Source organism: Kitasatospora sp. NPDC004723, from assembly GCF_040609255.1.
In the GTDB taxonomy this organism is placed as follows: domain Bacteria; phylum Actinomycetota; class Actinomycetes; order Streptomycetales; family Streptomycetaceae; genus Kitasatospora.
Window position 1 is genome coordinate 21,739 of sequence record NZ_JBEXJT010000052.1, and the last position, 19,206, is coordinate 40,944.

Annotated in this window: 27 protein-coding genes; 24 read left to right on the plus strand and 3 right to left on the minus strand. The window is 74.9% G+C overall.

Going from position 1 to position 19,206, the window contains the following annotated elements:
- Nucleotides 1-28 precede the first annotated feature (28 nt).
- The 24 genes from ABZW10_RS32970 (at nucleotide 29) to ABZW10_RS33085 (ending at nucleotide 17,241) form a co-directional block, all read left to right on the plus strand.
- Nucleotides 29-253, plus strand: a complete 225-nt coding sequence (locus tag ABZW10_RS32970) for a hypothetical protein (RefSeq protein ID WP_355373431.1) — start codon at nucleotides 29-31, stop codon at nucleotides 251-253.
- 12 nt (nucleotides 254-265) lie between these two features.
- Nucleotides 266-529 (plus strand): hypothetical protein, encoded by a 264-nt coding sequence (locus tag ABZW10_RS32975; protein ID WP_355373434.1) that lies wholly within the window; start codon nucleotides 266-268, stop codon nucleotides 527-529.
- 160 nt (nucleotides 530-689) lie between these two features.
- The gene (locus ABZW10_RS32980; protein ID WP_355373437.1) at nucleotides 690-1,178 is read left to right on the plus strand and encodes a hypothetical protein; all 489 of its coding nucleotides are present in this window, start codon (nucleotides 690-692) and stop codon (nucleotides 1,176-1,178) included.
- A gap of 16 nt (nucleotides 1,179-1,194) precedes the next feature.
- Complete coding sequence (locus ABZW10_RS32985; RefSeq protein WP_355373440.1) at nucleotides 1,195-2,262, plus strand: hypothetical protein; 1,068 nt, start codon at nucleotides 1,195-1,197, stop codon at nucleotides 2,260-2,262.
- Between the two features lie 69 nt (nucleotides 2,263-2,331).
- The gene (locus ABZW10_RS32990) at nucleotides 2,332-2,706 is read left to right on the plus strand and encodes a hypothetical protein (protein ID WP_355373442.1); all 375 of its coding nucleotides are present in this window, start codon (nucleotides 2,332-2,334) and stop codon (nucleotides 2,704-2,706) included.
- 120 nt (nucleotides 2,707-2,826) lie between these two features.
- Nucleotides 2,827-4,995: a hypothetical protein gene (locus ABZW10_RS32995; protein ID WP_355373445.1), complete on the plus strand. Its 2,169-nt coding sequence runs from the start codon at nucleotides 2,827-2,829 to the stop codon at nucleotides 4,993-4,995.
- Nucleotides 4,996-5,009: 14 nt separating this feature from the next.
- The gene (locus ABZW10_RS33000) at nucleotides 5,010-5,543 is read left to right on the plus strand and encodes a hypothetical protein (protein ID WP_355373447.1); all 534 of its coding nucleotides are present in this window, start codon (nucleotides 5,010-5,012) and stop codon (nucleotides 5,541-5,543) included.
- A gap of 120 nt (nucleotides 5,544-5,663) precedes the next feature.
- Nucleotides 5,664-6,560, plus strand: a complete 897-nt coding sequence (locus ABZW10_RS33005; protein WP_355373450.1) for a hypothetical protein — start codon at nucleotides 5,664-5,666, stop codon at nucleotides 6,558-6,560.
- Nucleotides 6,561-6,654: 94 nt separating this feature from the next.
- Nucleotides 6,655-7,512, plus strand: coding sequence for a hypothetical protein (locus ABZW10_RS33010; RefSeq protein WP_355373453.1), 858 nt, complete (start codon nucleotides 6,655-6,657; stop codon nucleotides 7,510-7,512).
- A 211-nt stretch (nucleotides 7,513-7,723) separates the two neighbouring features.
- Nucleotides 7,724-8,431, plus strand: coding sequence for a hypothetical protein (locus tag ABZW10_RS33015; RefSeq protein WP_355373456.1), 708 nt, complete (start codon nucleotides 7,724-7,726; stop codon nucleotides 8,429-8,431).
- Nucleotides 8,432-8,585: 154 nt separating this feature from the next.
- Nucleotides 8,586-9,197, plus strand: a complete 612-nt coding sequence (locus tag ABZW10_RS33020; protein WP_355373459.1) for an NUDIX hydrolase — start codon at nucleotides 8,586-8,588, stop codon at nucleotides 9,195-9,197.
- 93 nt (nucleotides 9,198-9,290) lie between these two features.
- On the plus strand, nucleotides 9,291-9,785 hold the full coding sequence (locus tag ABZW10_RS33025) for a DUF3307 domain-containing protein (RefSeq protein ID WP_355373462.1): 495 nt from the start codon (nucleotides 9,291-9,293) through the stop codon (nucleotides 9,783-9,785).
- Between the two features lie 129 nt (nucleotides 9,786-9,914).
- Complete coding sequence (locus tag ABZW10_RS33030) at nucleotides 9,915-10,652, plus strand: RNase adapter RapZ (protein WP_355373541.1); 738 nt, start codon at nucleotides 9,915-9,917, stop codon at nucleotides 10,650-10,652.
- 35 nt (nucleotides 10,653-10,687) lie between these two features.
- The gene (locus ABZW10_RS33035; RefSeq protein WP_355373465.1) at nucleotides 10,688-10,960 is read left to right on the plus strand and encodes a hypothetical protein; all 273 of its coding nucleotides are present in this window, start codon (nucleotides 10,688-10,690) and stop codon (nucleotides 10,958-10,960) included.
- An 84-nt stretch (nucleotides 10,961-11,044) separates the two neighbouring features.
- Nucleotides 11,045-11,569: a Pycsar system effector family protein gene (locus ABZW10_RS33040; RefSeq protein ID WP_355373468.1), complete on the plus strand. Its 525-nt coding sequence runs from the start codon at nucleotides 11,045-11,047 to the stop codon at nucleotides 11,567-11,569.
- Nucleotides 11,566-12,012 carry a protein kilB gene (locus ABZW10_RS33045; protein WP_355373471.1) on the plus strand — a complete coding sequence of 149 codons (447 nt, stop codon included), beginning with the start codon at nucleotides 11,566-11,568 and terminating at the stop codon, nucleotides 12,010-12,012. The genes ABZW10_RS33040 and ABZW10_RS33045 overlap by 4 nt, the downstream gene beginning before the upstream one ends.
- Before the next feature lie 114 nt (nucleotides 12,013-12,126).
- A complete protein-coding gene (locus ABZW10_RS33050; RefSeq protein ID WP_355373474.1) occupies nucleotides 12,127-12,810 on the plus strand; it encodes a hypothetical protein in 684 nt (227 codons plus the stop codon).
- Nucleotides 12,807-13,421: a hypothetical protein gene (locus tag ABZW10_RS33055; RefSeq protein WP_355373477.1), complete on the plus strand. Its 615-nt coding sequence runs from the start codon at nucleotides 12,807-12,809 to the stop codon at nucleotides 13,419-13,421. Before ABZW10_RS33050 ends, ABZW10_RS33055 begins: the two co-directional genes overlap by 4 nt.
- A 57-nt stretch (nucleotides 13,422-13,478) precedes the next feature.
- Nucleotides 13,479-14,486: a DNA cytosine methyltransferase gene (locus ABZW10_RS33060; RefSeq protein ID WP_355373480.1), complete on the plus strand. Its 1,008-nt coding sequence runs from the start codon at nucleotides 13,479-13,481 to the stop codon at nucleotides 14,484-14,486.
- A 111-nt stretch (nucleotides 14,487-14,597) separates the two neighbouring features.
- Entirely contained in the window at nucleotides 14,598-15,014 is a 417-nt protein-coding gene (locus tag ABZW10_RS33065; protein WP_355373483.1) for a hypothetical protein, read from the plus strand.
- A 254-nt stretch (nucleotides 15,015-15,268) separates the two neighbouring features.
- Nucleotides 15,269-15,625, plus strand: coding sequence for a hypothetical protein (locus ABZW10_RS33070; RefSeq protein ID WP_355373485.1), 357 nt, complete (start codon nucleotides 15,269-15,271; stop codon nucleotides 15,623-15,625).
- A gap of 63 nt (nucleotides 15,626-15,688) precedes the next feature.
- The gene (locus ABZW10_RS33075) at nucleotides 15,689-15,955 is read left to right on the plus strand and encodes a hypothetical protein (RefSeq protein ID WP_355373488.1); all 267 of its coding nucleotides are present in this window, start codon (nucleotides 15,689-15,691) and stop codon (nucleotides 15,953-15,955) included.
- The gene (locus ABZW10_RS33080) at nucleotides 15,952-16,308 is read left to right on the plus strand and encodes a hypothetical protein (protein WP_355373490.1); all 357 of its coding nucleotides are present in this window, start codon (nucleotides 15,952-15,954) and stop codon (nucleotides 16,306-16,308) included. Before ABZW10_RS33075 ends, ABZW10_RS33080 begins: the two co-directional genes overlap by 4 nt.
- A gap of 120 nt (nucleotides 16,309-16,428) precedes the next feature.
- The gene (locus tag ABZW10_RS33085) at nucleotides 16,429-17,241 is read left to right on the plus strand and encodes a hypothetical protein (RefSeq protein ID WP_355373493.1); all 813 of its coding nucleotides are present in this window, start codon (nucleotides 16,429-16,431) and stop codon (nucleotides 17,239-17,241) included.
- Between the two features lie 103 nt (nucleotides 17,242-17,344).
- Here the strand turns inward: ABZW10_RS33085 and ABZW10_RS33090 are convergent, their stop codons facing one another.
- The 3 genes from ABZW10_RS33090 to ABZW10_RS33100 form a co-directional block, all read right to left on the minus strand.
- A complete protein-coding gene (locus ABZW10_RS33090) occupies nucleotides 17,345-17,791 on the minus strand; it encodes a hypothetical protein (protein WP_355373495.1) in 447 nt (148 codons plus the stop codon).
- Nucleotides 17,788-18,489 carry a hypothetical protein gene (locus ABZW10_RS33095; protein WP_355373498.1) on the minus strand — a complete coding sequence of 234 codons (702 nt, stop codon included), beginning with the start codon at nucleotides 18,487-18,489 and terminating at the stop codon, nucleotides 17,788-17,790. Before ABZW10_RS33095 ends, ABZW10_RS33090 begins: the two co-directional genes overlap by 4 nt.
- Nucleotides 18,490-18,683: 194 nt before the next feature.
- Nucleotides 18,684-19,190 carry a hypothetical protein gene (locus ABZW10_RS33100; RefSeq protein WP_355373500.1) on the minus strand — a complete coding sequence of 169 codons (507 nt, stop codon included), beginning with the start codon at nucleotides 19,188-19,190 and terminating at the stop codon, nucleotides 18,684-18,686.
- Between the last annotated feature and the right edge of the window lie 16 nt (nucleotides 19,191-19,206).

Sequence of the window (19,206 nt, forward strand, 5' to 3'; positions counted from 1 at the left end):
CGAAACCTGCCCTGACCAGGAGAAACACATGGGAGTCATGGACGCGCTGACCCGCGCCGTCACCGGCGCGAACAAGGGGCCGACGTACCTCGAACTCGGCGACGCCGAGCTCGCCCGGGTGGTGGAGCTCCTCCACGACCCCGCCGGCAACGCGAGCGAGATCGGCCTCCGCCTCGCCGCGGTCGACCGGCTGTACCACCGGTACGAGCTCACCATCCCGTGCCCCACCGCACACCACTGCCGCCCCGCCTAGGAGTGACGGAAAGTGACGAAAGCCTCGGAGGCTGACCGGCCGACATGGCGCCGGAAGCGCGAGGAGAAGCGCCGGGATGTCAGCGCGCGGAGGGTCGACGGCCACAACACGACCCTCCGCCGCGAGGGCCTCCGGCGCGGTACGAGGGGCCTCGCCGATGCCGAGTGGAACATCCTCAAGGCGGCTATCGGGAAGCTCCCGGCCGACCGTCAGACCGCCGAGTTCGAGCGGCTGGCGAAGATCCTGCGGTCCGTCAGCGACGGCCTGCGGTCCTGACCGTCAGTGACGGCCCCTGTTGAGTTCAACACGGATCTCGACACGGGGCCGTCGTCGGCCGGACCCCCAATGCGTAGGCGGGCGCGCGGGCGCGCGCGAGAGTACCGCCACTTTGCGTGATTGCAAGCACCTAGACGAGAGATCAAGGAAGGTGACCGGAATGTCCGTAATCGAGGGTGCGGTGTCGGCGAGCGCGGGAGTCGCCTCGATGGCCGTCAGCGGGGGACTCCAGTTCCTCGGCAAGGGCGGGACCAAGGGCCTCGGCAAGGTCGGCAAGGTGTTCGACGCGATGGAGTACGAGCGTCTGCACCTGTCCCTGTTCCTGGCCGGCGGGGTCGGCATCGCCGGGACCGGCCTCGGCCGGGCGATCAACTCCGCCGTCACCTGGTGTGACGACAAGGTCTCCGGGTTCCTGACCGAGTGGGTCGGTCAGGGGGTCGGCTGGCTGGTCGCCGGCGGCGCGCTCGTCCTGCTGATCAAGCGCTTCAAGGACAACGAGGCGGGCCCGATCGGCCTCGGCCTGGCCCTGGCCGTGCCCAACGTGGTCGGGGTGATCCCCGGCGACGTCGGTCACGCGGTGGCGAGCGGGGTCGGATGGCTCGGCGGCACCACGGGGGGCCTGATCGGCTCCGCGTTCGGCATCAACTGAGAGGGGGAGCAACCCAATGGAAATGCTCGCGATCTTCCTGGTCGTCTGGGCCTTCGGGCATGGCGTCGGCACCGGCAGCGACGCCGTCAAGAAGGACCACAAGGCCCGCAGCGAAGCCATGGACCGCACCAACACCGGCGCGAAGGTGGCGACCGGCCTGGTGACCGGCGCGACGGCCGCGCAGACCTTCGTGAAGGGCTTCGGGCAGGGCTGGTCGGAAGCCTGGCCGGTCCGTCGGGAGGTCATGGAGGCGCGGCGCGAGGCGAGGCGGACGGGGCAGGACCCGGGCGCGGCGCAGGCGCAGGTGATCAACACCGCCCGTGACCTCCGGGGGCAGGTCATCGCCGGGACGGTGGTCGACCCCGCTGCCGTGCCCGTCCCGCCCGCCGCTCCGGCCCCGGCCCCGGCCGCGCCGCCGACCGCCGCCCCGGCGGCCCCGGCCGCGCCCGCGGCTGCCGCGCCGACGGGCGGACGTCCGCCGCTGCACGTCGTCAAGAACCCGCCCGAGCCCCCGGCCGCCCCGACCCCGGCCGCCCCGGCCAACCCCGCACCGCCGGTCACCGCTCCGGCGGCCCCGACCACCCCGCCGCCGGCTGCCCCGGCGGCGGCGCCCGCCCCGGCCGCCACCACCGGCGGTACCGGAACCACCACCCCGGCGGCGGCCCCGGCCTCCGCCCCCGCGCAGAGGAGTGCACCCATGGCCAAGCCCGGAGCGATCGAGGTCAACGGCGTCGACAGCCTGATCGCCTGGCTGCTCGACGCCGTGAACTTCGCCAACCGCGAGGCCGACGACGCGACCGCGGCCGTCCGCCGCATCGGCGGATTGGAGCAGAGGCTCGACGCGGTCCACGCCGCGGCCCTCGCCTCGAAGTACGACGCGAAGACCCTCGCCGAGATCGCCAGCGTGCGTGAGCAGCTCGGCGGGCTGCGCAAGTCCCGCGAGGAGGACGCGGCGACCGGCCGCGACTGCGCCGCGAACTGCAACACCTCCGCGTCGAACGTGCAGAAGCGCCACGGCGCGATTCAGGAGGCCGTCGGCGCCTCGACCGCGCCCATGGCGCAGACCAGCACGTACGGCGACTGACCTCCCCCTCCCCCCGGCGGCGGGCCCGATCCGGGCCCGCCGCCCCAGCGAACGAGAAGGAACCGATCCATGGCAGAGATCACGTACGCCCAGGTACAGGCCGCCCTTGCGAAGCTGGTCGCCGAGACCGGCGCCGAGGTGACCGCCGCGGCGCAGCGCCGCAGCCGCCTGGCCGCCAAGGCCACCGAGGCCAGCGTCGTCTACGACCGGACCACCGACCTCAAGTTCGACGTGCTGACCCTCTCCGACGTCGGCACCGTCCGCGACCGCCTCGCCGGCCAGGCCGTCAGCGCGGTCGCCGCCGCGAACGCCGCGAACGACCTCAACGCCACCGCCCGGAGCGCGGCGAAGGCGATCGAGCAGCGGCACGGCGGGATCAACAGCGCCGTCGCCTCCGCGACCGTCCCGGCCGCCCACGAAAGCGCCTACAACAACCGTCTCTGACCGGACCCGGGCCCCACCCGGGGCCCGACCCGCCAGCACCTCGGGGCCGGCGAGCGACAGCGCTCGCCGGCCCCTCCGCTTCCCCGATCCCCCCGACCCGCACGAGAGGAGGGCCCCGTCATGCCCGCCACCCGCGTCAAGCCCGCCCGCCGACCCTCCGCCAGGCCGACCGCCTACGACGAGCAGGGCCGTCCCGCCCCCGCCACCCGCCGAGGCCGCGCCGTCCGCTCCCTCGGCCGCTGGCACCACCGCAACCGCCGGCACCTGCCGCCCGTCTACGGCGCGGTCCTCCTCTCCGGCCTCGGCGAGGCGTTCGCCGCCGCCCCGCAGGGAGGAACCGGCGCGCTCGCCTTCGACGCCGCCGCCGCCGGCACCGTGCTGGCCTGGCGTTCGTGGCGCCGGAAGAAGGCGTGGGCGGGCAAGGCCGCGGCGTGGCTCGCCACCAACGGCATACTCCCCACCCCGCCCGGCCGTCCCGTCCGCCGGGCCGAGCTGCTGCGCACCGCCGCGGCCACCGCGACCGCCGGCGGCATGCTGACCGTCGCCGCCGCGAGCGGCTGCGGCCCCTGGCACGCCCCCATGGCGGGCTGGTGGTGGCTGGTGTGGACCCCGACCGTCGGCCTCACCTGGTGGTGGCGGCGCCGCATCCGCCGCACCGAGGAGGAGCCCGTCGTCGCGGCCGACGCCGCGACGGTGTGGGCGCAGCGGATCGGCGCCTCCGGCAAGGCCCTGCCCAAGTCGGTGCTGTGCGACGTCGAGCCGCTGGAGGCCGAGGGCGCGTGGCGGGCGACGGTCGAGCTCGACCCCGGGCAGCAGTCGGCCGAGGACGCGATCGGGGCGACGTTGAAGATCGCCGGTGCGTACGGAGTGCCGGTGTCCTCGGTGGCGATCGAGGCGCACCCCTCCGCGAACCCGTCCCTTGCCGAGCTCCGGCTCTACCCGGTCAACCCGCTGATCGACGTCCCGGTTTTCCCCGGGATGGACATCGCGTTCGACCCGGAGACGGGTATCGCCAGGATCGGCCTGCACGTCGATGGCACGTACGCCCTGTATCAGCTCTACCGGCCCCGGCACGGCGCGGTGCACGACTCGATCTCCGGCTCGACCGGCTCCGGCAAGAGCACCGTCTTTCACACGCTGTGGACGATCGAGCGGCACTCGGGCGTGTGCGTCTCCTGGGGCGGCGACCCGCAGGGCGGCGCGAGCTTCGGGTTCTGGCAGAACTACCTCGACTACTTCGCGCGCAGCACCGACGAGATCCTCGCCATGCTGCGGTGCGCCGAGGCCGAGATGGAGCGCCGCGGCAAGCTCATCGGCGCGTCCCGGTGGATCGACGAAGACGGTGACGAGCAGTGGGGCGAGATCGGGTTCACCCCGACCCCGGAGAACCCCCTCCTGGTCGTGACCATCGACGAGTGGGACTCGGTGTGGGAGGCGTACCCGGAGGCGCTGGAGATCGCCGTCCGGATCGCCACCAAGGGCCGCAAGGTCGGCGTCAAGCTGAGGCTTGCGCACCACCTGTGCACGCTAGAGAGCCTCGGCTCGGCCAAGCTTCGGGCCCCCGTCATGGCGGGCAACATCATCGTTCTGCGGAACACCGACCGCGCGAGCGGCCACGTGGTGAGGCTCCCCGCGGACCCGTCCGACCTTCCGGCCGTCTGGCCGGGCGTCGAGGGGCCGGCGGCCACCACGTCCGGACTCGGCTACATCAAGTCCGCGGGCGGTGAGCGCTCGGCGACCTACCGCGGTTGGCGGCCGGAGCCCGATCGGGTCGCCACCCGGTGGCCCAAGTCGGCGACGAACGTCGCCACCCTGGCCCCGGAGGCCGCCGAGGTCATGGGCGAGGCGTACACCGAGTGGCGCGACCGGGTCGACCACTTCCGGCGCACCGGCGAGGAGCTCCCCGTACCCGGCGTGACCGACCTGGTCGAGGACGACGAGAACGAGGACGGCGAGGGCGGCGGCGGTCGCCGCAAGAGCAAGAAGAAGGCCACCGCGTCCACCCCGCAGCAGCGCACCAGCGCCGGCCCGACCGGCGAACTCGCCGCCATGATCAAGGCCGAGGCCGGGCGGGCGGCCACCGGCGCGAAGAAGCTCGCGATCATGCAGGCCCTCGCCGAGCTCGGCACCGCCACCACCGGGCAGATCGCCGACCGCTCCGGCTGCTCGGTCGGCACCGTCAGCACCACTCTCGGCCGCGAGGCCAAGGCCGGCCGGGTCGAGGACTGGGGCCACGGCCTGTGGGCACCGAAGTCCGACGCCACCAGCGACGCCACCACCGCAGCATGAACAGGAGAGCTCCCATGCACCCGCAGCCGTACCCCGACGCCCAGCAGCAGCCGGGCGTGATCTACCAGCCCCAGCCGTTCCCCGCCCCGGTGCCGCAGGTCGTCTCGGTCGTCACGATCGTCGGCCCCGACGGCTCCACCACCCCGGCCTACCTCACCGCCCCCGGCCCGGTCCCCGGCCCGTTCGGCCAGGCGCAGCACGTCGTGCCCGCCCACCCGTACCCGCAGCCCGCCCCGGCCGCCGCCGCCCTGCACCAGGCCGTTCCGCCGTGGCTGCTGCGGATGGCCGTCGGCAGCGTCGCCCTCGGCGCCGGAACCGCCGGCGTCGGCTTCGGCCTGGCGCAGGCCGCCCCCGGCCTGCACGCCCTCGCCGAGATGCTGTGGGCCGCCGCCGCCCTCGGCGGCGTCGGCCTGCTCCTGGCCCTGTTCGCCCGCGGCGGCCGGGACCAGCAGCAGGCCGCCCCCTCGATCACCAACAACGTCAACGTCACCGTCAGTGCCGGGAACTCGACGTCGACCTCGATCGGGCGCCAGCGCAACCGCTACTGACCGACCCGCCACCCCGCCGTGCTACCGGCGTCGCGCCCGAACCCGCAGCAACCAGCCGCGGGCCACGGGCACGGCGCGGGGCTGCACGGCCCCACCAGCCACCGACGAGAGGCACCCGCCATGACCACCACCCCCGAACTCGGCCCCAACCCGCAGCGCCCGGCCGCCGCCACGCTCGACTGGAAGGCCGGCACCATCGCCGTCGGCAAGACCCGGACCGGTAAGACCGCCGCCGTCCGCATCCACGCCCAGCACCGCGGCGCCGTCCACGGCATGATCCACGGCTCGACCGGTACCGGCATCAGCACCCTGACCCGCCACCTGATCACCGCCGAGGCCGCCTCGGGCCACGTCGACCCCTGGCTCGCCGACGTCGTTGGCGACCTCGGCGACCTCGCCGACCAGCACACCGGCTACTACGCCCCCGGTATCGAGGAGGCCGCCGCCATGATGCGCACCCTCGACCGCGTCCTCGCCCTGCGCACCCTCGACGCCTACACCGACCAGGACGGCCGGTGGACCCCCGACAGCCCGCTCCCGCTGCTGTCCGTCACCGTCGTCGGGTGGGACATCCTGAGCAGCGAGGTCCACGAAGTCATCGCCATCGCCGAGCGCGTCGCGATGCTCGGCCGCCGCGTCGGCATCGCCCTGCGCACCGTCAGCCACAGTCCGGCGCTCGACGCGATCCGATCGGCCATGCTCCGCCAAGCCCTCACCGGCGGGACGGTCGTCGAGCTCCCCAACCGCGAGCCCCAGCGCATCAGCGCACTCAGCCCCGCCGGCGAGGACGCCCCCCGCCTGCCGATCCGGTCCGGCCTGGCCTACGTCACCGGCACCGGCGCCGAGGTGGTCCAGCTGTGGCAGCCCGAGGACCCGGCCGACCGGCCCGCCGCCGTCCTGCCCTCCGCCATCCGCGCCGAGGACCAGGCCGAGCACCTCGGCGAGGCGTACCTCGGCTGGCACGGCCGCCTCGCCGACCGCCGCGCGGGCAAGGCCGTGGACGTCCCGAAGGACTGACCCCTCCCGCACCCGAACCGCCCGCCGCGCGCACCCGCCGCACGGCGGGCGGTCGCATCCCCACACAGGCCCCGTCCGCCGAAGGAGACCCCCGTTGACGCCCCCGCTCACGCCCACGACCCCGCCGCACCAGGCCGGCCGCCACGCCGGCCGACTCCTGGCCCTGGTCCTCGCCGCCGGACGCGACGCCTGGCAGAGCAAGCGCGGCACGGGAACCCGAAGCGTCGCACTCGCGGTGATCTCCGCGCTGCTGCTCCTGGTCCTCCTCGCCGTGCTCGCCTTCGGTGCCGGGTGGCTGCTGGTCTCGCTGCTCGGCGCCCTGCTGTCCTCCGTCGCCGACCTCGCCGCGGGCCTCGCGCACACCGCGGCCGGCCTCACGGTCGAGCACCTCCTCGCTACCGTCGTCGAGCCGCTGCACTCCTACCTCGCCCACCACGCCGCCGGACCGGCGACCCCCGGCGAGCTCCTCGCCGCCCTGGCCGCCGTCCTTGCGGTACTCCACGCCGCGGCCCGCCGGGGCAACACCGCGGCCCGCCTGCTGCTCGCCGCCGTCGCCGCCGCGACCACCACCGCAGCGTGGCAGGGCGCCCCCGCTCCGGGCCGACCGCTCGCCGCGTTCGTCGTTGGCCTGCTGTTCGCGCTCGCTGCGCCCTCCGCCTACCGCCGCCGTCTGCGCCGCCCGCTCCGCGCCGAGGCCGGCCCCGGCGCGCCCGTCCGGACCGCCCTGCGCGACCTGGCCGGTCGCCTGTCCGGTCCGCGGCGCGACGGCGTGCAGCAGCAGCCCCGTTCCGCCGCGTCGCGACAGGTCTTCATGCACCGGTGCCGCCACTGCGCCCGGCCGGTGGACTGGTCGGCGGACGCCTCCGGCGAGGAGAGCACTCGCACGTGGCGGGACGTGGACGGCGGAGCCGCCTGCGCCGACGCCGAGGACGGGCATCACCTCGCGCTGTAGGGGCACCTCCGCCCCGCTTCGCCTTGGCCTGCCTGGTGTCCGGAAATCCGGACGCCGGGTGGGTGTGTCCTCACATGGAGTAGCGGAAGCTACGTAGCTTCCGCTAATCTCTTCACGTGGCCACCGTGAGGCACCAGCCTCCGGGGCCCGTCGCTCCGTCCACCGCTCCCGGCGCCCACCGGCCCGGGACGCACACGAGGAGGCCCACCGCATGACCGTTCCCGACTCCGCCCTGACCTCCGCCAAGGGTGACCACCTCGACCGGCACCACCACCCGCACTTCGTGAGCATGCAGCCCCACGGCGAGGGCTACGTGCAGGTGCTCCACCACCCCTTCACCGGCGCCGAGTCCGCCCCGCGGGAGCCGGAGACCTACCGCGACCCCGCGCTGACCGACGTCGACCGCGAGATCATCCGCCGCGAGTACGAGGCGCTGTCCGCCGTCTGGGAGAAGGCCCGCGGCTCCCGCGAGCTCGGCCTCCTGGCGGCGAAGGCCCTCCCGCTGTGGCAGGGATGGACCCGGGCGGCCAAGAGCGCGGAGGCCGCCTACGCGGCTCTCACCGACGACAGCACCCTCGACAGCACCGGATGGCACGCCCGCACGCTGCGCCTGGTCGAGGCCCACGCCGCGATGCTCGCCGCCGCCCGCGCGTTCGACGTCGCCGGGAGCGAGATCGCCACCGCCTACGACAAGCACAGCCGTGCCCTCGACTACGGGGACGAGCGCGCCCTCGCCGAGATCCTCGCCGACTCCGGCATCGACGCGGACGGCTGGGAGATCGGATTCCCCCACGACTACGAGGGGTCCTCGGTCTACTCGACCGCGGGCGCCGGCCCGCTGGCCCGGATCGCCGAGCAGCGGATCGCGCAGCACAAGGAGAACCTGCGCCAGGTCGCCGAGCTCACCGGCGACCGCTGACCTCCTCCCGCCCCTCCGCCCCGCGTGCGGGACGGCACCGGAACCCCGGTCGCCGTCCCGCCCGCGGGGCGGGATCGCACCGCCCAAGGCACCACCGGGCCGCCGGACGGCGGCCCGCCGACACCACCCCCGACCCCGACCGAGAGGCACCGACATGGGCAAGTGGCCCGAGAAGCCCGCCGAGCAGCTCACCGACGAGGAGCTCGCCGACGTGATCGAGGCGAATCAGGACGACCCGGACCCCGTGGTCCGCGACATCGTCGGCGGCTACGTCCGGGAGTGGGAGCGCCGGCGTGGACTCCCCGAGGCGCCGCTCCCGGCGGACCCCGCCGGGGTCGAGGGCGACGAGGAGGAGAACGAGCTCGCGCTCCTCACCGCCGACGTGGTGTGCCTGCGGGGCGACCACGTCCTGACGGTCGAGCGGCGGTGGGAGCCCCACATCGGCGAGGACGCTCTCCCCGGCGGCTGCCTCAAGCCCGGGGAGACCTTCCGGGATGCCGCCGCGCGGGAGCTGGGCGAGGAGACCGGGGTCGCCGTGCGGCCCGAGGACCTGGTCGAGGTCGGTTACTACGGCGACCCGGGCCGCGACCCGCGGGGCCGCGTCCTCACCGTCGCCTACGTGGTGCGGGTGCCGGACGACACCGAGGCCCGCGCGGGCGACGACGCCGCCGCCGTGCACTGGGTGCCGGTGGCCGAGCTTGCCGACCGCCCCATCGCGTTCGACCACGGGACGATCATCGCCGAGGCCCTCCTCCTGGCGCGCTGACAGTCCAGCCACCCCGCCCGCCCGCCGGGCGCGTCACCACCCCAGATCCGCAGCCGGACAGTCCGGCTCTCCCACCTCGCCGGAGGCGACACGATGGACCTCTCCACCCTCCCCGACCTCCTCGACAAGGCGATCACCCTCGGGACGTTCGCCTCCGTCTGGGCCGTGCTCGCCGTCGGGCACAACCTCGCCGACCACGTGATCGGCCAGACCGACCACCAGGCCGACCACAAGGCGGCCCCGAGCGAGGCCGAGGTTGCCGAGGGGGCGAACCCGCGGCGGGGGTGGGGTGCCTGCCTGGCGCACGTCACCCAATACCACCTGGTGATGGGCGCGATGGTGGCCCTGGTCTGGGCCGTGCTCCCGCTTCGGATCTCCTGGCCCGGCCTCGCCGCCGGCCTGGCCGTCTCGATCGTCACGCACGCTTTCCTCGATCGCCGGTGGCCGGTTCGGTGGCTGCTGGAGCACATCGGCTCGAAGGGCTTTGCCGACCTCAAGGCGGCGGGCATGAACGGCATGTACCTGACAGATCAGGCCCTTCACCAGACCGCACTCCTGGTGTCCGCGCTGCTGATCGCCCGCCTGTAGGCGGGCCGCCGCTCGCCCCCGACCCGCCTCGCCCGCCGTGCGGCCGGTGTCCGGAAATCCGGACACCGGCCGTTCTGCGTTTCCGGGCATGCACTAGCGGAAGCTACGTAGCTTCCGCTATCGTCTTCTCTGCAACCACCGACCAGGGCGGGCCGACACCGGCACGCCCGAGAAGGGGAACCCATGATCGAGATCACCAGCTTCGGCGAGCTCCACGGCCCCGCCCCGACCGCCGACATCGTCGCCAGGGTGAAGCGGCACTTCCGCGACCCCCACATGACCGACGACCTCCGGGACCTCACCGGGGCCGACGCCGAGATCGTCGAGACGGTCCTCGGCACCGCCGGCATCCCCGACCTGATCACCTCCCTGGTCGACGCCGTCCACGCCTACGGCTCCGGCCCCTCCGCCGCCGACAAGACCATCACCGTCGCGGTCGGCTGCTCCGGCGGCCGGCACCGTGCCCACGTCGTCGCCTCCGAGCTCGCCCGCCGACTCATCGGCGAGGGCCTCGACGTCACGCTGCACCACCGCGACGCGCACCGCGACGTCGTCGACCGCGACGCCGAGACCGGCGAGGCCCTGCCCACCGCCGCGACCGCGGAGGACCCGCAGGCCCTCGCCGCCGAGGCCGCGGCCCTCTTCGCCCGGCTCGGCGACTTCATCCGCGCCGACGGCGACCAGTACGCCGCGGTCAGGGCCCTCAAGGAGGCCGCCGTCCCGGCCGCCTTCGCGGCCGTCCTGACCGCCGCCTCCGGCCAGGTCGACGGGCAGATGACCGACCCGTACGACGCCGACGACCGGCTCGCCTCGGAGAACCTCTACTCCGCCGCCGGGCAGATCGTCGAAGCCTTCCGCTGGCTCTGACCGACCCCGCGACCACGCCGAACCGGAGAGCCGCAGTGAACCTCGACCCCGCCGGAATCGACCCCGCGACCCGCGAGGGCGTCGCCGCCTTCGCCGAGCTCGCGCGCCGGATCGGGGCGGCCGTCGCCGACCCCGCCGAGCTCGACCGCCTCCTCGACGACCCGGCCGCGATGGCCGAGCTGGAGGGCGTCGCGTGGAACGCGAACGCCGGCCTTCGCGCCGCCGGCCTCCTCGACCGGCCCGGCCGCTCGCTCGCCCTGCTGCACCTGCTCCACCCCGACGCCGCCACTGTGCGGCGCCGGCGCTGACCGCACGACCACGCACCGACGGGCGGTCCGACCGGACCGCCCGACCGGCCCGCAGCAGCGGGCGACCACATGGAGGGGGAACCCATGGAACAGCAGCACGGACCCGGGCCGCAGGCCGTCACCGCCGAGCAGTACGCCGCGGCCCGCAAGGACGTCGCGGCCGAGATCACCCGGACCGACGCCAAGGCCGGCACCCTGCTGGCGGCCCTGACCCTGCCCCTGGCCGTCCTGGTCGCCGCCGTCCCCGGGCACCACCTCGCGCCGATCGTCAACGTGATGGTGCTGCTCGGCGGCGTCGGCCTGGCCGCCGCGATGGCGATGACCCTCGCGGTCGTCCGCCCCCGCATGGCACCCGGTCTGTGGGTCCACTGGACCAACGGCGACCGCGACCGGGCCGAGGAGGCTCCCGGCACGTGGGTGCGCTGGGCCCACTGCGACCGCGACCAGCTCGACGCCGACCTCGCCACGCTCGACCCCGCCGGGCGCGTCATCTCCCTGTCCCGGATCGCCCGCGACAAGTACCGCCTGCTCGGCCGCGCGATCGACGTCACGATCGCCGCCCTCCTGGTGCTGCTCCTCGCGCTGCCCGTCGGCCTGGTGACCGCATGATCGCGGCCCTGCTCGCCGTCGCGGGCACCCTCGGCGGCGCGCTGCTCGCCGGTCTCATGCAGGAGCGCGCCGCTCGGGCGCAGCGGGCCGAGGCCCGCCGGGAGGAGCGGCACCGCGACCGGGTGCGGGCGATCACCGATCTGGTCGTCGCGCTCACCGACCACCGCGGCGCGATGTGGGTCCGGGAGGAGCGGCGGATCGAGGGGGCCGAGGACTACGTCGCCGCGCGGACCGCCAGCCACTCCACCCGGGCCGCGATCACGGCCCCGCTCGCGACCCTCGCGGTGCTCGCGCCCCGGCTCGCCGAGACGGCGAACGCCGCCGCCGGGGCGGTCTACGCGATGCGGGGCGCGGCGGACCTCGACGCCCTCGGCGAGGCCCGCACCGCGGCGGTCGAGGCGATCGAGCGCCTGCTCCGGGCGGCCGGCGACGAACTCGCCTGACCGCTCCTGCGGCGGCGGGTCCGACTCCGGGCCCGCCGCCGCAATCGCGATTGCCTCACCTGCCAGGATTAGGGGAAGCTACGTATCTTTCACGCGCCGAAAGGAGGCGACCCGATGGCCGCCGCCACCCCGACCAACACCATCGCCGAGGTGCTCCGCGACCTCGGGCTCCGGCAGCGGGCCCGCCAGGGCGAGCGGGATTTCACCGTCGAGAGCACGACCGAGGGCGACCGCCGCACCGAGACCTACGCCGTCCCGCTCACCGCCCACGCCGAGCAGGTGCTCCGCGAGCACGCCGACACCATCCGGGACCGCACCGCCGCCACCGACTACCCGTTCACCGTCGAGACCGACGCCGAGGGCAAGCCCCGCGCGATCTGCCGCGTGCCCGTCGAACGGCCGCGACTGAGCCCCCGGGTCGCGCCCAAGCGCTACCCGGCGGCGACGTCCACCGCGCCGACCGAGACGGAGGAGCCGGCGAGCGACGCGAAGGGCCCCCGGACGATCAGCATGACCGGCACGGTGTGGGCAGCCACCAAGGCCAACGCCAAGGCCGACCGCGTCTCGCCGAGTCACGTGATCGAGCAACTCCTCGGCGCCTACAACCGCGGCGAGCTCCGCCTCGACGGCGACGGCATGCTCGAACCGCCGCTCCCGACCGCCGAGCAGCTCCGCGCCGTCCTGGCGCAGGCCCTCCGCACCACCGACCCGGGCACCGACCCGGACGCCACCGCCGCCGCGCTGGCCGAGGCGCTCCTCGCCGCCGGCCACGCCCGTACCGAGGACGGAACCGAATGAGCAGCGATACCCCCCTCGACGGCCACGGCCCGGACCTGGTCGCCGTCGAGCTGATCCGGGAGATCGCCACCGCCATACTCGACGGCGCGCCCGAGAGCCTGCGGGAGGTCCACGCCGCCGAGGTGGCCGAGCGCTGGCTCCGGCAGGTCGAGGACGTCGCCGACCCCGTCCGCGACGTCCTCGCCGCCCTCTCCCGCAGCACCGCCGCGTACGCCGTCGCGATGCACCGCGACGACGTCGCCGCCACCGAGGCGTGGCTCATCTCCCAGCACGCCGACACCACCAAGGGCGCCCGCGAGGCCGGGGTCGACCACCCGGCGATGCCGGTCGCCCTGGCCCTCGCCCGCCTCGCCGTCGAGGGCATCGCCACCGAGCGGGCCGGACTCGACAGCGACGACCTCGACGCCGACCGCGAGCAGCGTCACGACGCGCACTGTGACCGGTACGTCCGCGAGGGCAGCGTCGCCCTCGACGCCTACACCCTGATTGCCGCTGCCGCCATCCTTGCCGCGACCGTCCTGGTCCACATCAGCAGGCGCCGGCGGGACGTCGTCCGGCAACTCGACCACCAGGCCGCCGAGGTGACGGCCGGCCGCGACGCGCCGCACTGACCCGCGGCAGCGGCGACCGCCACCCGACCCCGCCACGACGGCGGTAGGAGACAGACCATGATCAAAAAACTCGAGCGAGCCGTCGACCACCGGATCGTGGACCTGTTCGCCGGTCCCGGCGGAATCGACTGGGCCGCCCGATCCCTCGGCATCCCCTCGACCGGGATCGAGAAGGACCCGCACGCCTGCGCCACCCGCCGCGCCGCCGGCCTCGACACCGTCGAGGGCGACGTGCGCCAGTACGGCCCGGCGGACTTCCCCGACGCCAACGTGTTGACCGGCGGCCCGCCCTGCCAGACCTTCACCATCGCGGGCAACGGCAAGGGCCGCCGCGCCCTGGCCGACGTCCTGCACGTGATCAAGCTCCTCGCTGCCCGCGAGGACCCCGCCGCACTGCTCGCCGAGCTGGAGGAGCACGACGTCCGCACCGGCCTGGTCGTCGAGCCGCTGCGCTGGGCCCTGGCCGCCCTCGACGCCGGACGCCCCTACGACGCGGTGATCCTCGAACAGGTCCCGGCCGCGCTCCCGGTGTGGGAGGCGATGGGCGAAGTGCTCACCGCCGAGGGTTACTCGGTCGCCACCGGCGTGGTCGCCGCCGAGCAGCACGGCGTGCCGCAGGCGCGGCGCCGGGCCGTGCTGATCGCCCGCCGCACCGGCACGGCCGCCCTGCCCGCGCCCACCCACCGCGCCTACCGCAAGGGCGAGGACCGGGCGGCCGGCGACCCCGACCTCCTGCCGTGGGTGACGATGGGCCAGGCCCTCGGCACCGCCGCCCGATTCGTCGTCGTCTCCAACTACGGCACGGGCGGCGACCCCAAGGCGAGGGGACGGCGGAGCAACGACGAACCGGCGTTCACCGTCACCGGCAAGATCAGCCGGAACCGCGTTCTCTCCGAGGACGGCACCGAGCGCCGGTTCACCAACGGCGAGGCGGGCGCATTGCAGGGCTTCCCGCTTGACTACCCGTGGTCCGGCGACGACATCAGCCAGCAGATCGGCAACGCCGTCCCGCCGCCGCTCGGCCGCCGCATCCTCGCCGCGGCCCTCGACCTCCCGCAGACCTGACCCGCGGTACCCGGCGCCCGGCGCCGGGTACCGCGAGCAGCAACTCGGCGCCGACCCGCGCGAACCCGCACTTGTCACCAGCACGCCACACCGAGAAGGAGAACCGTCATCGTGATCGAAGCCACCGACACCCCCGCTGGCCGCGTCCGGCACTTCATGAGCTTCAACCGGACCTCCCCCGTCGCGGCCCGGCTGATCGGACCGGGCCTCGACCCCGTCGAGGTGAGCGTCGCCGACCTGTCCGCCCTGGTCTTCGGGAGCGCCACCAAGGCGCAGGAGAGCAACGTCCGGGCGTTCCTCGCCGAGTACGAGACCCGCATGGAGATCGACGACCACGGCACGACGCTGCACAAGGCCGACCTCCGCGACCTCCTCGACCAGCTCGACCCCGACCGGGACGACCCCGACGACCTGATCGAGGTGTCGGTCGAGTGGCCGGAGGGCTCGGAGGACTTCCGCCTCACCCGCAGTCAGCTCGGTGACGTGCTGGCGCGGATCGAGGCCATGGCCGCCGACAACGAGGACTGAGTAGCGCCCGGCGTCCACGACGGGCCCGCGAGCAACGACCCGGCGGCGGTTTCGCGGAACCCGCACCCGCCGCCGGCGTCGGGCCCTACCGTGGTCCACGGCAGAGCACGCCTGCCCGCACCGCCGCCCCCGCGACCACGCCGCCAGGGCCGAGGCGAGTGCAGAGGTTCACCGAATCGCGGCAGCAGGCCACCCCGGACCCGTCGTTGCTGCGGGCGGGGAAGCGTGGGCCCCGCCGGAGAGCAGTAGACGAGATGACCAGGAACCGCGCCCGCAAGATCGACACCCGGCGGCACGCCGCCGAGACCGGCCTCACCCACGCGCAGGCCGCGCAGGAGCTCACCGCTCGGTCGCCGAGGCGGCCGGAGATCCCCGAGGGGATCGGCTTCGTCCTCGACGTCTGGGACGGCTCCCAGAAGGACCAGGACGCCTACCCCGAGCCGCACTGCATGGGCTGTGCCCGGGAGTTGCCCGTCGGCGAGGCGAGCATCGTCCTCCCGGAGGTGCGCCGACACCCCGAGCGGCGTTCCCCGTGGGGCCTGTGCCCCGACTGCCTGCCCGGACTGGCGGGGGCGCTCGCGCTCGCCGAGCAGATCCTCCGCCGTCCGTAGTCGCCACACCCGACGCTGCCGACCGGTAGCGTCGACACCACACCGAGAGAAGAGGGGGCGGACGTGAGCGCACTGCCGATCGAGTTCCACGACCAGCCGATCCCGAGGACGTACAACGGCATCTCCGCGGTCCTCCCGCCCGAGATGCGCGAAGCCTTCACCAGCGAGTTTCACGCCGCCGACCTGTTCAACGTGTCGCGCGTGCTGGAGAAGTGGGGACGCAACGCCGAGGCCCTGCTCGACCCCGCCACCGCCGCCGCGCTCGCCCGCTGCCGGCCGACCGAGGAGGGCATCACCCTCGACGCGGCCCTCGCCGCGGCCGAGCTGTGACCGCCCCCTGGTGGGAGGGGTCCGGCCCGGAGCGGTGGGCGGTGCTGCTCGGTACCGGAGCCCCCGGCGACGAAGCCGCCGACCAGAAGCTCGCGGCCGAGGTGACCGCCCTCGGGTACGGCCACCGGCAGGCGCTCCGGGTGATCGCCGCCCGGCTCGCCCTCGACCCCGTCACCGTCCGCCCCGTCGAGCCGCTCGACCCGGAGCGCGTGCAGATCACCCGCCTCGCCGCCGACGACGACAGCATGTCGATCGTCGCGCACGGGGCCAGCGTCTCCGTCATCGCCCGCGTCCACCGCCCCGCCGGGCGTACCGGGATCGTGCGCATCGTGCGCGTGATCCCCGGTCCCTGACCGGCCGGTCACCGGCAGACCCGACGCCCGCCCCGCGCAGGGGCGGGCGTCCTCTCTTTCTCGTTCGGCTTCGACAGAGCAAGGTGGTTGACTTCCGACATGACCGAATGGTTGATCTCCATGGCCTCTGTGCTGTGCCTTTTCGGCGGTGGCATCGCCGCCGTGCACGCCTTCGTGCGCAGAGAGTTCGGCAGGCTGGCCGTCGGCATCGGGCTCTGCCTGGTCGCCGTGGCGATCGTGTCCGCCCCGGTGCGGCGGACCGTCGGGGACCTGTTCGGGGAGATCCTCGGGACCTCCTCCGACCCCGCCCCGCAGGCTCCCGCACCCGCAGGTGACACCGGGCTGCACCTCGGCGCCTGGTGGTGGGTCATCGGTGGTGCGGTCGTCACCGTCGCAGCCGGCGCCGCCCTGTGGCGGAAGCTCTCGAACCGGAGCCGCCGCCACACACGGGACCGTGCCCGCTGGGACGCGATCACCGCCGAGCACGACCAGGTGCGCGAGGAGTACGGCCTGTACGTCGCGGACCCCTTCGCCGTCCTCGACCGCCCGGCCCTCGCCGACGTCACCGTGCCGCAGACGATCGCCCTGCTGCACGCCCTCGACGCGGCGGCCGACGCCGCACGCGGCACCGACCCGGCCGCCTACCGCGAGGCCGTCACCTCGCTGAAACTCGCATGGGCCGCCGCCGACGGGCACGCCCGCAAGCTCGGCGTCGAGCACCTGCCCAAGCAGGAACGCGCCACCGTCGGCAGGGCGCGGGCACTGCTGACCACGGCGCTCGACGGCGGCGGCAACGAGCACGAACGCCGGGCCGCCTACGAGCAGGCCCGCAAGCTGCTCGACGGCGTGATCGTCCTGCCCCGGCAGGCGACCGCCGAACTGGAGTCCCGCCAGCGCCTCAGTCTGGCCAAGCCCGAGACTCCGGCCGACTGACGGCCAACCCGAAGCGCCCGCCCCCGACACTCCGGCCGACTGACGGCCAACCCGAAGCGCCCGCCCCCGACACCGGGGGCGGGCGCTTCCTTGCTTTCCGGCCTCAATCGACGGGTCGGCCGGTGAAGCGCAGCGGGGCGGCCAGCACCCGCAGCGAACCGGCGAGGGCGGCCCCGACGACCTCCGCCGCGTTGCCGAACTCCCCGGTCACCAGCAGCACCGCGCCGTGGGCGAGCGCGCCCCGCCGCCACTCCGCGGACAAGAGGAGCTGCTCGTCGAGCCACACCTCGCCGCCCGGACGCCGCGCCACCAGCCGGGCGCCGTCGAGCTGCGCCGCCCACTCCTCGCACGGGGTGGAGAGGCCGCCGAGGTAGGCGCCCCACCCGTCGGCGGCGTCGACCAGCCTCTCGACCGCGTCCCGGCGGCGGGGGACCAGCACGGCGGGCCGCCCGTGGACCAGCGCCGGCCACGGGTGGCCGTCCATGCCGCTCATCAGCGCCCCCGCCCGCCGTACCGGGAGGCGCTCGGGCCGATCGCCCGCAGCGGTCACCGCTGCGCCTCCCCGGAGGCCCGCGAGAGAAGCACCGTGATCCGGTACCCCGCCAGGCCCCGCCGCCCGGCCACTTGGGCCCACAGCAACCCGTCGACCGCGAGGGCGGGCACCGCGTCGAGCGTGAGGGCCGCAGCGTCGAGCGCGTCCGCCGGGGTGTAGCCGACGTGGTCGGTTCCCTCGGCGGCCGTCACCGTGACGTCGTGCTCGGCGAGCGCATCGACGTACACCACGGTCCGGGAGGGCCGGGCGTCGGCGTGGTGCGTTGCCCCCGGGGTTTCGCCGAGGTCGGGGTCGACGCTGGAGATCAGCATCGTGAGCCGGTGCTCCCACCCTCCGATGCCGTCGGGGGTCCGGGCCCACAGCAGCCCGTGCACCTCGATGGCGGACGCCTGCCGGAGGAAGCGGGCCGCCGCCCGTACGGTCTCCGCCGGTGTCGTCCCGACGCACCCGATCGCGGTCAGGGCGCTGACTCCGATGTCCTGGTCGACGTCGTCCCCGAGGCGTGTCAGTGCCTGTGTCGCCGCCCCGATCGTCTGCACCAGCTCGCGCCCGACGGTCGCCAGCAGGGCGGGGCGGGCCGCCCCGACCGCGTCCTCGCCTTCGGGGCGGGCGGCCGGAAGGGTGCCGGGTGTCTGCTGCTGCGGGTCGTCGCCGACCGATGCCGGGCCGGTGGGGGTCGCCTGAGTGTGCGTCATACCGGAATGGTCGGAGCGTCCGGCCCTGCTGGGGGCACGCACTGTGCGTGCCTTGGCTGCGGGCTGCGCCTATGAGTCCAGCTCACGCGCGGCGAGCGGGCGTCATGACGCCATGGAGCGGCCCCCGGGCGGTGGGGCGCCCGGGGGCCGGCCGCGCTCCGCTCCCGACGGGGGGGCGGGGGCGGGGCACGGGATCAGGTGGAGGCGAGAGCCTCGGCGGTCGCCGCGGCGGAGCCCCGGCCGGGCGTGCGGCGCTGCTCGGTGCCGACCAGGACCGACCGCAGGGCGGCGGGGTCGACGAACCGGCCCTCCGGGCCGGGGCTGCCCAGCCAGGCCGCGGCGCAGTGTCCGGCGTCGCCGACCGGCACCAGCAGCCATGCGCCCTCGGTCAACACCCGTACGTCCGGCACCCCCTCGACCGTCCGGCCGGTGCCGACCGGCACCAGGACGACCAGCTCCCGCCTGGTGTAGTCGGCGATCACCGGATACCCGTCGCCCGGCGCCAGGCCGAGGGAGTCGAGCGCGGTCAGCCCGCGATCGAGCGGCAGGACCACCGCGTCCCACTCCCGGCCGCACGGCACCAGCTCGGCGGCAGGCTCGCGCGTCGGGTACCGCAGGCGGAGGGACGTCTCGGCGTCGGGCGCAGCAAGCCCGGACCAGGCGGCGGCGGAGGCTTGGGCGGAGTTGGCGAACTGGTCCATAGCCGCACGGTAATGG

Bases quoted from the DNA above. Each gene is read 5' to 3' on its own strand.
- ABZW10_RS32980 (WP_355373437.1), top strand. From the start codon at position 690: ATGTCCGTAATCGAGGGTGCGGTGTCGGCGAGCGCGGGAGTCGCCTCG.
- ABZW10_RS33025 (WP_355373462.1), top strand. From the start codon at position 9,291: ATGGACCTCTCCACCCTCCCCGACCTCCTCGACAAGGCGATCACCCTC.
- ABZW10_RS33000 (WP_355373447.1), top strand. From the start codon at position 5,010: ATGCACCCGCAGCCGTACCCCGACGCCCAGCAGCAGCCGGGCGTGATC.
- ABZW10_RS33050 (WP_355373474.1), top strand. From the start codon at position 12,127: ATGGCCGCCGCCACCCCGACCAACACCATCGCCGAGGTGCTCCGCGAC.
- ABZW10_RS33055 (WP_355373477.1), top strand. From the start codon at position 12,807: ATGAGCAGCGATACCCCCCTCGACGGCCACGGCCCGGACCTGGTCGCC.
- ABZW10_RS33005 (WP_355373450.1), top strand. From the start codon at position 5,664: ATGACCACCACCCCCGAACTCGGCCCCAACCCGCAGCGCCCGGCCGCC.
- ABZW10_RS33095 (WP_355373498.1), bottom strand. From the start codon at position 18,489: ATGACGCACACTCAGGCGACCCCCACCGGCCCGGCATCGGTCGGCGAC.
- ABZW10_RS33015 (WP_355373456.1), top strand. From the start codon at position 7,724: ATGACCGTTCCCGACTCCGCCCTGACCTCCGCCAAGGGTGACCACCTC.
- ABZW10_RS33060 (WP_355373480.1), top strand. From the start codon at position 13,479: ATGATCAAAAAACTCGAGCGAGCCGTCGACCACCGGATCGTGGACCTG.
- ABZW10_RS33040 (WP_355373468.1), top strand. From the start codon at position 11,045: ATGGAACAGCAGCACGGACCCGGGCCGCAGGCCGTCACCGCCGAGCAG.
- ABZW10_RS33020 (WP_355373459.1), top strand. From the start codon at position 8,586: ATGGGCAAGTGGCCCGAGAAGCCCGCCGAGCAGCTCACCGACGAGGAG.
- ABZW10_RS33085 (WP_355373493.1), top strand. From the start codon at position 16,429: ATGGCCTCTGTGCTGTGCCTTTTCGGCGGTGGCATCGCCGCCGTGCAC.
- ABZW10_RS33100 (WP_355373500.1), bottom strand. From the start codon at position 19,190: ATGGACCAGTTCGCCAACTCCGCCCAAGCCTCCGCCGCCGCCTGGTCC.
- ABZW10_RS32990 (WP_355373442.1), top strand. From the start codon at position 2,332: ATGGCAGAGATCACGTACGCCCAGGTACAGGCCGCCCTTGCGAAGCTG.
- ABZW10_RS33045 (WP_355373471.1), top strand. From the start codon at position 11,566: ATGATCGCGGCCCTGCTCGCCGTCGCGGGCACCCTCGGCGGCGCGCTG.
- ABZW10_RS32985 (WP_355373440.1), top strand. From the start codon at position 1,195: ATGGAAATGCTCGCGATCTTCCTGGTCGTCTGGGCCTTCGGGCATGGC.
- ABZW10_RS32995 (WP_355373445.1), top strand. From the start codon at position 2,827: ATGCCCGCCACCCGCGTCAAGCCCGCCCGCCGACCCTCCGCCAGGCCG.
- ABZW10_RS32970 (WP_355373431.1), top strand. From the start codon at position 29: ATGGGAGTCATGGACGCGCTGACCCGCGCCGTCACCGGCGCGAACAAG.
- ABZW10_RS33070 (WP_355373485.1), top strand. From the start codon at position 15,269: ATGACCAGGAACCGCGCCCGCAAGATCGACACCCGGCGGCACGCCGCC.